14 protein-coding genes are annotated in these 13,475 nt (G+C 29.9%); 12 read left to right on the top strand and 2 right to left on the bottom strand.

The annotated features are described in order from the left end of the window. Positions 1 to 31: 31 nt before the first annotated feature. On the top strand, positions 32 to 907 hold the full coding sequence (locus ACYPV9_RS13110; RefSeq protein ID WP_459744403.1) for a DMT family transporter: 876 nt from the start codon (positions 32 to 34) through the stop codon (positions 905 to 907). Positions 908 to 962: 55 nt separating this feature from the next. Here ACYPV9_RS13110 and ACYPV9_RS13105 read toward each other — a convergent pair whose 3' ends face one another. Then, entirely contained in the window at positions 963 to 3,017 is a 2,055-nt protein-coding gene (locus ACYPV9_RS13105; protein ID WP_459744401.1) for a M16 family metallopeptidase, read from the bottom strand. Positions 3,018 to 3,026: 9 nt separating this feature from the next. Continuing rightward, complete coding sequence (locus ACYPV9_RS13100) at positions 3,027 to 4,334, bottom strand: M16 family metallopeptidase (protein WP_299063065.1); 1,308 nt, start codon at positions 4,332 to 4,334, stop codon at positions 3,027 to 3,029. A gap of 266 nt (positions 4,335 to 4,600) precedes the next feature. Between ACYPV9_RS13100 and rplU the strand changes: the two genes are divergently transcribed. The 11 genes from rplU (at position 4,601) to ACYPV9_RS13045 (ending at position 13,473) form a co-directional block, all read left to right on the top strand. Continuing rightward, the gene (rplU, locus tag ACYPV9_RS13095; protein ID WP_299063068.1) at positions 4,601 to 5,260 is read left to right on the top strand and encodes a 50S ribosomal protein L21; all 660 of its coding nucleotides are present in this window, start codon (positions 4,601 to 4,603) and stop codon (positions 5,258 to 5,260) included. Between the two features lie 40 nt (positions 5,261 to 5,300). Continuing rightward, positions 5,301 to 5,561: a 50S ribosomal protein L27 gene (gene rpmA / locus ACYPV9_RS13090; RefSeq protein ID WP_015481656.1), complete on the top strand. Its 261-nt coding sequence runs from the start codon at positions 5,301 to 5,303 to the stop codon at positions 5,559 to 5,561. A 106-nt stretch (positions 5,562 to 5,667) separates the two neighbouring features. Beyond that, entirely contained in the window at positions 5,668 to 6,900 is a 1,233-nt protein-coding gene (locus tag ACYPV9_RS13085; RefSeq protein WP_459744397.1) for a 3-deoxy-D-manno-octulosonic acid transferase, read from the top strand. A 63-nt stretch (positions 6,901 to 6,963) separates the two neighbouring features. Further along, a complete protein-coding gene (locus tag ACYPV9_RS13080; RefSeq protein WP_459744394.1) occupies positions 6,964 to 7,521 on the top strand; it encodes a YeeE/YedE family protein in 558 nt (185 codons plus the stop codon). Between the two features lie 3 nt (positions 7,522 to 7,524). Further along, on the top strand, positions 7,525 to 7,938 hold the full coding sequence (locus ACYPV9_RS13075; protein ID WP_299063078.1) for a DUF6691 family protein: 414 nt from the start codon (positions 7,525 to 7,527) through the stop codon (positions 7,936 to 7,938). Between the two features lie 275 nt (positions 7,939 to 8,213). After that, positions 8,214 to 9,206, top strand: a complete 993-nt coding sequence (gene moaA / locus ACYPV9_RS13070) for a GTP 3',8-cyclase MoaA (RefSeq protein ID WP_299063081.1) — start codon at positions 8,214 to 8,216, stop codon at positions 9,204 to 9,206. A 2-nt stretch (positions 9,207 to 9,208) separates the two neighbouring features. After that, complete coding sequence (locus ACYPV9_RS13065) at positions 9,209 to 10,396, top strand: molybdopterin molybdotransferase MoeA (protein WP_459744389.1); 1,188 nt, start codon at positions 9,209 to 9,211, stop codon at positions 10,394 to 10,396. 42 nt (positions 10,397 to 10,438) lie between these two features. Continuing rightward, positions 10,439 to 10,795 (top strand): four helix bundle protein, encoded by a 357-nt coding sequence (locus ACYPV9_RS13060; protein WP_459744387.1) that lies wholly within the window; start codon positions 10,439 to 10,441, stop codon positions 10,793 to 10,795. Between the two features lie 25 nt (positions 10,796 to 10,820). Continuing rightward, complete coding sequence (moaC, locus tag ACYPV9_RS13055; RefSeq protein ID WP_459744384.1) at positions 10,821 to 11,294, top strand: cyclic pyranopterin monophosphate synthase MoaC; 474 nt, start codon at positions 10,821 to 10,823, stop codon at positions 11,292 to 11,294. Beyond that, positions 11,287 to 12,393: an NTP transferase domain-containing protein gene (locus ACYPV9_RS13050; protein WP_459744381.1), complete on the top strand. Its 1,107-nt coding sequence runs from the start codon at positions 11,287 to 11,289 to the stop codon at positions 12,391 to 12,393. The genes moaC and ACYPV9_RS13050 overlap by 8 nt, the downstream gene beginning before the upstream one ends. Further along, positions 12,394 to 13,473 (top strand): ThiF family adenylyltransferase, encoded by a 1,080-nt coding sequence (locus tag ACYPV9_RS13045; RefSeq protein WP_459744379.1) that lies wholly within the window; start codon positions 12,394 to 12,396, stop codon positions 13,471 to 13,473. Positions 13,474 to 13,475 lie beyond the last annotated feature (2 nt).

Here is a 13,475-nt window from a genome sequence, read left to right as displayed (position 1 = left end):
TTACACTTTTGTATTGAGAAATATACTAATTATGAATAATCAACAACAAAAATGGTTGTATTTAACCTTGCTTTCTTTGGTTTGGGGTAGTTCTTTTATTCTGATGAAAAAAGCCTTATTGGGTGTTACGCCAATACAATTAGGTGCTTTAAGAATGATTTTTACTGCTATATTTTTACTGTTAGTCGCTTTTCCATCACTTAAAAAAATACAAAAGAAACATTATAGGTACATCGTTTTTACTTCAATAGCCGGTACGTTTGTGCCAGGTTTTTTATTTGCTTTTGCTATTACAACAATTGATAGTTCTATTGTTTCAATTTTAAACTCTCTAACGCCTTTTAACACGCTTATTTTTGGTGCAATTGTTTTTGGTTTCGGATTTAAAAGAACGCAATTGTATGGTATTTTAATTGGTTTAATTGGTACGTTAATTCTCATTTTAAAAGGAGCTGCATTAAATCCAGATCAAAATTATTGGTATGCATTTCTTATTATTATCGCCTCGGTTGGTTATGCTTTTAATGCAAACATGGTAAAAAAGTATTTAAATGATTTAAATGCTTTGTCTATTGTTACTGGTAATTTTTTATTATTGATTGTACCTGCGTTTATTGTTTTAATGTTTACAGATTTTTTTAAGAATTTCGATTTTAATAACAAGGTACTGATGCAATCTTTAGGTTATTTGGCGATCTTATCTATTGTTGGAACCGGAATTGCCAAAACTATTTATAATAAATTAGTACATATTTCAGACCCAGTTTTTTCGTCATCTGTCACGTATTTAATTCCTTTAGTAGCTATTTTTTGGGGAGTTTTAGACGGAGAGAAGTTAAGCCCGCTTCAAATATTTGCTGGTGTAATTATACTTTTTGGAGTATATCTTGTAAATAAGAAAAAATAAAAAGAGCCAAGAAATTAATCTTGACTCTTTATAAAATGTATTATTTTAAAGTTGATTAATTAAAATCTGAATCAGAAATACCTTCATTAATTTTAATTTCTTTTACAACAAAATCTAAGTTCATTGGTCCAGATTTAATTCCGATAGCATGCGGAAATTTAATTCCGTTTACTTCTTTATAATCAGAATAAACAGTTGGGGTTTTTACTTCTTTTCCGTCTGGAGTTTTAATAGTAGTTATCTCTTTAACTTTTAACCCAGAAGTCATATCATAAAATACCTCTTTATCATTAAAACCTAAAACATAAGCATTTTTACCATCTAAAGGTTCTATTCTTAAAAGTTTACCAGCAGTGTAAGCTAAATCACTAAATAGTGCATTTGCACTTTTTGCTTTTGTAATTTGTTCTGCAGTCATATCTCTTTTTTGACCTCTTGAAGAAGCGTAACCAGTTGTACCGTTAAAAGTACTTTTTTGCATTACGTTACCCATAACAGCAATCTCTTGAGAAGATTTGTTAGGTGCAGCAGCTTTCATTGTCATAACCAAAGGTGTGCCTTGTACTGTAGCATTAGAAACAATCATGGTGGTTTTTACAGCCATAACTTTGTCTTTACCACCAATAGCATCTAAATATTTATTTACAACTTTTTCTGCAGTAACTCCTTCTGGTATAGGCATTGTCATTTCTGGTTTTTCAGTAGGATTTCCTTCTTTGTCGAAATAGCTAATTACGTAATCAGTTTTTTCTAAGTTTTTAAGAACGTCAATTCCTCTACCAGTTACCATTATTCTAGATTTATCTCCTCTAAAATATTTGATAGCAGCATTTTGTACATCATCTACAGTTACAGAGTTAATGTTTTTAATGTAGTTTGCATAAAAATCTTCTGGTAAATTGTACAAAGCAATGTTTAAAGCATAACTTGCTGCAGTAGCAGGTTTTTGTACATCCATTACAAAACCACCAATGTATTCTTCTTTAGCGTCTTGTAATTCTTTTTCTGTAACTTTTTGATAACGAATTTTGTTAATCTCTTTCTTGATTTCTACAATAGCGCTATCGGTTACCATGTTTCTAACACTTGCAGTTGCTCTAAAAGTTGCTGTGTTGTCTTCTCTACTTTGACTAATACCAGAGTAAGAACCATAAGTATAAGCTTTGTCTTCTCTTAAGTTGTTAAAAAGTCTTGCAGAACCACCGCCACCAAGAATTTTATTAGCTAATAATGCAGCATAATAATCTTTGTCTCCTAAAGTTAAATCTGTAGTATTAATTACAGAAATTTCAGATTGTTTTGCATTTGGCATGTTAACAAAGCTAATTGCTGCAGTTGGTAAATTTTCTGGAGCAGGATATGAAGATGCAGGTATTTCTCCTTCTTGCCAATCTTCAAATAAATCTTCTACTAATTTTTTAGTTTCCTTCGGATTTATATCACCAACAATAATTAGATACGCATTGTTAGGTTTGTAATAAGTGTTGTAATTGCTTTTTATATCTTCTAATGTAATAGCGTTTACAGTTTCTTTGCTTGTGAATTCTCCGTAAGGATGATTTTTACCATACACTAAAATATTCTGAACTCTACCTGCAATTGCTGGTACATTTTTTTCTGTAGATTTTAAATTCTCTAAAGTAACTTCTTTTTCTTTATCAAATTCTTCTTGAGTAAATGTAGAGTTTTTAACACCATCTGCCATTAAACCCAAAACCTCTGGAAAATATTTTTTTAACGATCTTGCAGAAGCGCCAGTACTATAATAACTTACACTTGCACCTAAAAAATCTACTTTTTCATTAAAATCATCTTTAGAAATATTAGTAGTTCCTCTACCTAGTAAGCTTCCCATCATTCCAGAAACACCAGCAATATTACCTTCTAAATAAGGTTTATTGTCTATTCTTAAAGTTGCAGAAACTCTAGGTAATTTATGGTTTTCTACCATAATTACTGTCAATCCGTTTTCTAGAGAAAATTTTTCTGCACTTCCTAATTTTACAACAGGATCTGGCCCTGGTGTAGGCATTTTACTTCTGTCTATTTGCGCATTTGTGGCAAAAGACATGGTTATAACTGCTATAATTGATAAAATTTTTGTCTTCATCTTTCTTAATTATTTTTTCTTAGGTAGGTACTCTAAGATTAATCTTTGATTCTTGTTTAAATATTTTTTTGCAACTTCTCTCATTTCTTCTCGAGTAATAGATCTATAAATATCTATTTCAGAATTTATCAAATTAGTATCACCATACATTACGTGGTATCTAGCTAAAGAATTTGCAATACCTACCACACTAGAATTAGAGTTTACGTAGTTGTTTTCAAATTGATTCTGAATTTTTTGGTAATCTCTTTCAGAAATTAAATCTGTTTGTATTTTTACTATTTCTTCATCAATTTCTTTTATTAAATCCATTAAAGGAGTTTTACCTAAAGGAATACCAAAAAGAGCATACACACCATAATCTTGCTGAGAAACATTTGCAGCTTGTACAGCTAAAGCCATTTTCTTTTTGTCTACAATCTTTTTGTATAAAACAGAACTTTTACCACCGCTTAAATACGTAGAGATCATGTCTAAAACCTTAGAATCTCTTGTTTTAAAAGAAGGAGTTCTGTAAGCCGCTACAATTGCAGGAATTTGAATGTTCTCGTCATAAGCCTTTGCTTTAAACTCTTTTGTAATAGGTTCTTCTTTTGGGAAAGTTCTTACTACTTCTTCGCCTCTTGGAATTGGTCCGAAGTAATCTTCGATCATTTTCTTGGTAGAAGCAATATCCATATCACCAGCAACCACTAAAGTTGCATTGTTTGGTACATAGTATTTTTTGTTAAAAGCTAAAAACTCTTCTAAAGTTGCAGCGTCTAAGTGGTCCATATACCCAACATTTGGGTCTTTGTATGGATGTACTTTAAAGATGTTTTTAGATATTTCTGGTAAAAGATTAGAGTAAGGTCTTGTACGTTGTCTTTTTTCTTCTTTAACAACTTCATTTTGAATGTCTACACCTTCTTGTTTAATAATTGGATGCAATAAACGTTCAGATTCCATCCATAAACCTAGTTCTAATTTGTTAGATGGAAAAATTTCATAGTAATATGTTCTATCTTGAGAAGTGTTTGCATTATTTCTTCCTCCGTTAGAAGAAACAATTTTAAACCAATCTCCTTTTTTAATGTTTTTAGTTCCTTCAAATAATAAGTGTTCAAAGAAATGTGCAAAACCAGTTCTTTTTCTGTCACCATCTTTACCACCAACACCATACATTACAGAAGTAATAATTACTGGGGCAGATTTGTCTTGATGCAGTATTACATGTAGTCCGTTGTCTAACTTGTACTCTTCAAACTCAACCTTTTGTGCATTTGCAGAAAATGCAATCAACAATGCTGAAGCAAGAGATAAAATACTTTTTTTCATTTATTTTTTATTTAATTAATAGTTGATGCTTTGTATGACGCAGATAATTTATCTTTGTTACAACAAATTAACTTTTTTTGTAAGTTATCTTCAAAAATAGCAAGAATCTAATGAAACATAAAGAGCAAACCGTATTTATTTGCTTGATTGTTAAATAGTTTATTTTTCTATAGCAATGTTGTAGAGTTGTAAAAAATATGTATATTTGCATCCGCATTTTCAAGAGAGAAAGTGTATAATAAGTATAAATACGCAAAACAAATAGTATGTACGCAATCGTAGAGATAGCAGGGCAGCAGTTTAAAGTAGCAAAAGACCAAAAAGTATACGTTCACCGTTTACAAGGAGAAGAAGGATCAGAAGTAAGTTTTGATAATGTTCTTCTACTAGACGATAATGGAAGTGTATCGATTGGCGCCCCAGCTATAGAAGGAGCCGCAGTAACGGCCAAAATTTTAAGTCACTTGAAAGGTGATAAAGTAATCGTTTTCAAGAAGAAAAGAAGAAAAGGTTACCAAAAGAAAAATGGACACAGACAAGCTTTAACAGAGATTCAAATTGAATCTATTGCTGCTTCTGGTGCTAAAAAAGCAACTAAGAAAGCTGCAACTAAAAAAGCAGCTGCTCCAAAGGCAGAAGCTAAAAAAGCTGCTCCAAAGAAATCTTCTAAAGGAGATGACTTAAAGAAAATTGAAGGTGCAGGACCTAAAGCTGCTGAAGCTTTAGTAAACGCAGGTTTAGATACTTTTGCAAAAGTAGCTAAGACTGATGCATCTAAATTAAGCGAAATTTTATCTGAAGCAAGTTCAAGATTATCTCACATCGTGACTGATACTTGGCCAAAGCAAGCTGGTTTGGCTGCAGAAGGTAAATGGGATGAATTAAAAGAATTACAAGATAGATTAGACGGAGGTATTGAAAAATAAATCCTTATAATTTAACTTTAACCTATAAAAACTCAATAACATGGCACATAAAAAAGGTGTAGGTAGTTCGAAGAATGGTAGAGAATCAGAATCGAAACGACTAGGAGTAAAAATATTTGGAGGACAAGCTGCAATTGCAGGTAACATTATCGTTCGTCAAAGAGGTACTACGCACAATCCAGGAGAAAACGTTTACATGGGTAAAGATCATACTTTACATGCAAAAGTTGATGGAATTGTAGAATTTCAAAAGAAAAGAGATAACAGATCTTATGTATCTGTAACTCCATTTGAAGCTTAAGATTAAGTTTTAAAAAATATAAAAAGCTCAAACATTAATTTGTTTGAGCTTTTTTTTGTGATAAAGGTTACAAAACAACTTGTTTGTATTTTGTACTTTTACAGTCATGAAATTTTTATACAATTTAGTACTTTTTAAAGCAACTATTTTACTGCCAATAATTGGTTTTTTTAATAAAAAAATAAAACTTTTTATAAATGGAAGAAAAGAAGTGTTCTCTAAAATTGAAGTTTTAAAAAATGAACATACAATTTGGTTTCATGTAGCTTCATTGGGTGAGTTTGAACAAGCTAGACCAATTATAGAAGAGTTAAAAAAAGAAAATTATAAGTATAAAATATTAGTTACTTTTTTTTCGCCATCGGGTTACGAAATTAGAAAAAATTATAAGTTGGCAGATGTAGTTTGTTATCTTCCTTTAGATACAAAGTCAAATGCTAAAAAGTTTATAGAAATTGTAAATCCTAAAATGGCAATTTTTATTAAATATGAATTTTGGCCAAATATTCTGAATCAGCTAAAAACCAAAGAAATTCCTACGATTTTAGTTTCTGGTATTTTAAGAGATAAACAATTGTTTTTTAAAAGCTACGGAGGTTTTATGAGAGAGTCTTTAAAGGCTTTTCATTATTTTTTTGTACAAAATCAAGAGTCTAAAAAATTACTAAATTCTATTAATTTCACCAATGTTACAGTTGCTGGAGACACCCGGTTTGATAGAGTTTCAAAAATTTTAGAACAAGATAACTCATTAGATTTTATAACCGAATTTAAAAGCGGTAAATACACTTTAGTTGCAGGCAGTACTTGGCAAGAAGATGAAAAATTATTGGTAAATTATATCAATAATAATGCAGGCGAAGATGAAAAATTTATTATTGCACCCCACAATATCAAAACAGATGCAGTTTTAGAACTGCAAAAATCGATCAATAAAAAAACAGTATTATTTTCTAATCGATCAAACAAAAATCTCTCAGAGTATCAAGTTTTTATTATTGATACAATTGGTATTTTAACCAAGATATATGCTGCGGCAAATGTTGCGTACGTTGGTGGAGGTTTAAAGACTGGATTGCATAATATTTTAGAGCCAGCAACCTTTGGAATTTCTGTAGTTATTGGAAATAAATACGACAAATTTAAAGAAGCGGTAGATTTAGTTAAAATTGGTGGTTGTTTATCAATTAAAAATCAAGAAGAGTTTACAAAAACTTTGTTAAAATTAAAGGAAGATGAAAGCTTTAGAAACTTAACAGGGGTTATCAATAAGAGGTATATAAAAGACAATCTTGGTGCGACTACACAGATTATAAATTATTTAAAAGATAAAATTTAAGAGAGAATTTATTTAGGTTTTGGTTCTTTGAATTCATGCTGAATAGATAAAAATAGATTAATTATGGATATTATTTTACAACCTTGGGCTTGGTATGTTGGCGGGCCATTAATAGCAATTTCGTTGCTTTTGTATTTTTATTTTGGTCAAAATTTTGGTGCTTCTACTAATTTTGAAACCTTATGTACAATGGCTGGTGCAGATAGATTTTCTGATTATTTTAAAAAAGATTGGAAAGACAGAGATTTTGCATTGTTATTTGTAGTTGGTTTGATTATTGGTGGTTTTATTTCGGCATACTTTTTAACACCAAACCAAACAATAGATTTAAATCCGAAAACTGTAACCGAATTAAGTGATTTAGGTTTTTCTAATATTGGTAATCAATATTTTCCTGATGAAATTTTTGGTGATGATGTTGTTTTTTCTTTTAAAGGATTTTTAATATTATTAATTTCTGGAGTTTTTGTAGGTTTTGGTACAAGATATGCTGGCGGTTGTACATCGGGTCATGCTATTACAGGTTTAAGTAGTCTACAATTGCCTTCTTTACTAGCTGTTATTGGTTTTTTTATTGGCGGAATTATTGCAACTTGGTTCATAATCCCTTTATTATTTTAAATTATGAAAAATATTAAATTTTTATTTTTAGGAATCTTTTTTGCTATTGTTTTAAGTAAGACTCAAGCAATTTCTTGGTTTCGCTTTTACGAAATGTTTAAGTTTCAATCTTTTCATATGTATGGTATTATTGGCGGTGCCGTAATAATTTCTGCAATTTTTATGCAGTTATTTAAAAGCGGAAAAATTAAAGATATAAATGGTAATAGAATAGTACCAAAACCAAAGAAAAAAGGCTTTATACGAACTATTTTAGGTGGAACTTTTTTTGGCTTAGGATGGGGAATCTCTGGGGCTTGTGCTGCACCAATTTTTGTTATTCTTGGGTTTAAATTGGCGCCTGCATTAATTTTATTAGTTGGCGCTTTATTAGGCACTCTAATTTATGGTGTATTAAGTAAAAAATTACCAAATTAATAAATCGAAATAAGAAATTTCTTGTAAAAATATTAAGAGTAATTAAAAGCTTTTGTAAACAGGAAATTCTATGCAATAATTACTCGTATTTCTATAGAAATTATGTAAAACTACATTCAGAATTCTAGTGTATACTATTTTCAAGTTTTTATAAAGGAATTCTCAAAATTAAAAACTAATTTTAAAGAAATTATTGCCTCGTATTATATTATGGTAATATTTTTAGATAAAAGAAGTAAAACAACATATTTTACAGCTAGATTTAAAATCTTTTCATGAGTAAACTTGTAGACAATTTTGGACGACAAATAGAGTACGTTCGGTTAGCAGTAACCGATCGTTGTAATTTACGTTGTCAATATTGTATGCCCGCTCATGGTATAGACATAGTGCCAAGGCAAGAGTTATTAACCTTTAAAGAAATGTATCGCTTAATTCGCGTTTTAACAGAGTTAGGCGTAAATAAGGTGCGATTAACTGGTGGCGAACCTTTTGTGCGTAAAGATTTTGTCGGTTTTTTGGAAATGTTGTCTTATAACGATTTGTTAGATGCAATAAATATTACCACAAATGGTGCGTTAATTTCTCATCACATAGAAAAAATTGAAAAACTAAAAAAGATAAAGAATATCAATTTAAGTATCGATAGCTTACAAAGAGAAAAATTTGCTAAAATTACTAGAAGAGATGTTTTTCCTGAAGTTTATAAAACTTTTGAATTGCTAGAAAAAAGCAGCTTAAATTTAAAGCTAAACGTAGTTGTACAATCGGGTTTTAATACAGATGAAATTGTAGATTTTGTAAGATTGACAAAAGATAAAAATGTAGCTGTTCGTTTTATTGAAGAAATGCCTTTCAATGGAAAAGGACAGCGTGATATGCAAGAAAATTGGACGTTCAACAAGATTTTAAACGAGATGAAAACCGAGTTTGATGTTCAAGAAATAAAGTCTGAAAAATCATCGACTTCAAGAAATTATAAAGTAGAAAATCATTTAGGTACTTTCGGAATTATACCTGCATTTACAAGAACTATTTGCAACGATTGTAATAGAATTAGAATTACAAGCACAGGAACTTTTAAAAATTGTTTGTTTGATGATGGCGTTTTTAATTTACGTGATTTCATAAGAAAAGGCGCTTCAAATGACGATTTAAAAGAACTTTTCTTAGGGTTGGTAAAAGACAAACCAGAAAATGGTTTTATAGCAGAAGCAAATAGAAAAGATGGTGGCGCTTCTGAAAGTATGAGCACAATAGGAGGATAAATATGATTTCAGTAAAAGAAGCTTTAGAAACCGTTTTAAATTCAATCCAAAATTTTGGAGTTGAAGAAATTCCGTTTATAAAATCTGTTGGAAGAGTTTTAAAAGAAGATATTCTTGCAGATAGAGATTTTCCGCCATTTAATAGAGTTTCTATGGATGGAATTTGTATCGATTTTAATGCATTTAATAACGGACAAAGAGATTTTAATGTAGAAGGAATACAAGCTGCAGGAAGTGAGCAAATGACGCTTAAAAATAATGAAAACTGTATTGAAGTTATGACAGGTGCTGTTTTACCAAACAATGCAAATACAGTAATTCGTTATGAAGATGTTACGCTTAAAAACGGAATTGCAACAATCAATATTAATAAAATAAATGATTGTCAGAATGTACATGCAAAAGGGAAAGATGGTAAAGCTGGTGATGTTTTAATCTCAAAAAACAAAATTATTTCTGCCGCAGAAATTGGTGTTTTTGCAACAGTTGGTAAATCGGTTGTAAAAGTTGCAAAACAACCAAAAGTAATGATTGTTTCTACTGGTGATGAATTGGTTGGTGTAGATGAAATTCCGTTAGAACATCAAATTAGAAGATCTAATGTTTTTACGTTGGTTTCATTATTAGAAAGATTACATATTCCTTCTGAAACTGTTCATATTACAGATGATAAACCAATTTTAAAATCAAAAATAAAAAGCTTCTTAAAAGAGTTTGATGTGTTACTTTTTAGTGGCGCGGTTAGTAAAGGAAAATACGATTTTTTACCTGAAGTTTTCGAGGAGTTAGGTGTAGAAAAACTGTTTCATAAAGTAGCGCAAAGACCAGGAAAACCTTTTTTCTATGGAAAAACTGATGAATGTAATATCTTCGGATTTCCCGGTAATCCAATCTCGACATTTGTAAATTGTTTGGCGTATTTTTATCCTTGGTATTATAAATCTATAGGAGTAGAAATAGAAGAAGAAACGGCAATTTTAGCTGAAAATGTATTATTTAAACCCAATTTAGAGTTTTTTTTACAAGTAGAATTAAAAAGTAAATTTGGGCACTTAGTAGCCTTTCCAATAAAAGGAAATGGTTCTGGAGATTTAGCAAGTTTGGTAAATGCAGATGCTTTTATTCAATTACCAAATGATAAAAATGAGTTTAAAAGTGGAGAAGTTTTTAAAATAATTCGCTATCGCTAATTATTAGTTTTGAGTGTTTAATTTTAAGTAAAAAATAGAGTTATGAAAGAAAGTATCGTTCAAAAAAAGAGTTTCGAATTTTCTTTGAAAATCATTTCTCTCTACAAGCAATTACAGCAAGAAAAAGAATTTATAATATCAAATCAAATTTTAAGAAGTGGAACTTCAATTGGAGCAAATATTGAAGAGGCATTGGCAAGACAAAGTAAAAGAGATTTTACAGCAAAGATGTCTATTTCATCAAAGGAAGCAAGAGAAACTAAATATTGGTTACGATTATTAAAAGAAAGTGAATTAACAAATATAGAGGTGAATCCACTAATTTTGGACATTCACGAGTTAATTAGAATTTTAACTTCCATTGTTAAAACTTCGCAGAGTAACTTAACTAAAAACTAAACATTTAAAACTAAAAACTATTTAAATGACTTTTACACATTTAAATTCCAATAACAATCCTAAAATGGTAAATGTTTCTGATAAGAAAATTACCAAAAGAACAGCAATTGCAAAAGCAACCATGTTTTTAGGAAAAGAAGTGATTTCTAATTTTTCAAATGATGAATTAACAACCAAAAAAGGCCCCGTTTTTCAAACAGCAATTATTGCAGGAATTCAAGGTGTTAAAAAGACTTCAGAATTAATACCAATGTGTCATCCATTATTTATTAATGGAGTAGATATTGATATTAAAATTATCGATTTAGAAAATATTGAAGTGCTTTGTGAAGTTACAATTGAAGGAAAAACAGGTGTAGAAATGGAAGCTTTAACTGGTGCAAATATTACTTGTTTAACAATTTATGATATGTGTAAAAGCATCAGTCAAAAAATGGTGATTAAAGAAGTAAAGTTGGTAGAAAAAACTGGAGGAAAATCTGATATTATAAATGGCTAAACATAAAAAACACACAAATTTAGAAAGAAGAGATAATGATAATTTCGCTCCAAATGAAATCGCTATTTTAGGAACAAATTGTGGTGTAATTTCAGATTTAGTTCATAAGGTATCCCAAAAATTATCAAACTATAAATTGGCTTATTTTGATGCTTCACATGCAAAAGATGTTGAGAGAAATAGATTGTCTGAGTTTACTTTTCATCATGAAGGAAATTTACAAATTACTACTTCTGGAAACGTAAATAAATTTGAACAACGTTTGCAATTTGCGCAATACGATTATGTTTTTATCAACGGAAATCATTACCAAGGTGCCAAACAAATTTTAATTTTAGACGAAGTAAAAGAAGCTTCTGTATTAAAAAGATTATCACAATTAGATAATATACAGTTTATTATAAAGCTGAATTCTGAGACCGAAATTTTTGATTTTTTAGTTGAAAAATATCCAAATATTAAAAATAAAATATGTTATTCGATTGATGAAGTCGATGCAATTTCAAAGCATATAAATAATTTAATTCAAGAGAAGATTGCGCCAATAAAAGGTTTGGTTTTAGTTGGTGGAGAAAGCACAAGAATGGGGAAAGATAAATCTGAATTGAATTATTTTGGGAAACCTCAAAAAGAATATGCTAAAGAATTATTAGAATACAACAATTTTGAAACCTATTATTCTGTTAAGAAAGAATCAGGAAATTCTGAAGAAATTTCGGATAAATTTTTAAATTTAGGACCTTTTGGTGGAATTTGTTCTGCATTTCAGAAAGACCCAAATTCAGCTTGGTTGGTTTTGGCAACTGATGTACCATTTGTAAATGATGAAGTAATTCGTCAATTACTAAAACATAGAAATCCGAGTAAGGTTGCTACAGCAATTAAAGGAAAAAGCAAGGAGTTTGTAGAGCCTTTAATTACTATTTACGAACCAAAAGCATATTCTATCTTATTACAATATTTAGCACAAGGATATTCTTGTCCGCGAAAAATGCTAATTAATTCTGATGTAGAAACTGTAGAAATTGATGATGAATTTATCAGAAACATAAATACTCCAGAAGAATTTAAAGCTGCCAAAGAACAGATAAATTCATAGATGAAACCCACAAAAAATCAACTTTTTAAGCGTCAAATTACTTTAGCAGAAATTGGTAAAGAAGGGCAAAACAAACTGCAAAAAGCTTCTGTCTTAGTAGTTGGTTGCGGTGGTTTAGGAAGCCCAATTGCAGTGTATTTGGCATCAAGCGGAATTGGAAAAATACATTTAGTAGATTTTGATACCGTTGATGTTACAAATTTACATCGTCAAGTTTTTTATAGTTTAGAAGATTTAGGTAAATCTAAAGCAGCAGTTTTATCAGAATTTATAAAAAAAAGAGCGCCATTTACAGAGGTAAATTTTACAAACAAACCAATTACAAAAGACAATGTTTTAGAGTTTGTAGAAAGTGTAGATATTGTTGTAGATGGTACAGATTCTTTGCCTACCAAATATTTAATAAACGACGCTTGTGTAATTAAAGGTAAGCCTTTGGTTTATGGTTCTTTGTATAAATTTGATGGTTATGTGTCTACATTTAATGTAGAACAAAAAGACGGCAGTTATTCGGCCAATTTAAGAGACGCTTTTCCAGAAATGGCTACAGATATACCTAATTGTGAAGAAGCAGGTACTTTAAATGCTATAGTGGGTATAATTGCTACTACACAAGTAAATGAGGTTTTAAAGTTAATTACAGGAATTGGAAAACCGCTAATTAATGAGTTGTTAATTTATAATTCGTTGCAAAACACGCAATTGAAAATGAAACTAAAAGCATCTATTATGAAAGATAAAATAGCTAAATTATTTAACGTTCAAACGTATGTTGATGTCGCTTGTTCTGGTCAAAATTTAGATTGGCAAATATCGCCTGAACAATTAAAAAATAGATTGGATGATGAGAATTTAGAAATTATAGCGGTTTTAAATAATTTGAATTTACCTTTTTACGTTCACCAAACGATTCATATTAATAAATTTAAAGCATCAGAAATTAAGGTTGATAAAAATAAAACGTATGTTATGGTTTGTCAGCGTGGTTTAAACAGTTATAGAGCTACTAAAAGATTAAAAAAAGAGTATCCAGATTTAGAAGTTTTAAGTTTAACTGGCGGAATTTCTTCTTACAAATAAAC

Source organism: Polaribacter sp. OB-PA-B3 (genome assembly GCF_054589375.1).
Note: the sequence above shows the minus strand (reverse complement) of the source record. Positions and strands in the feature narration are given on the sequence as shown.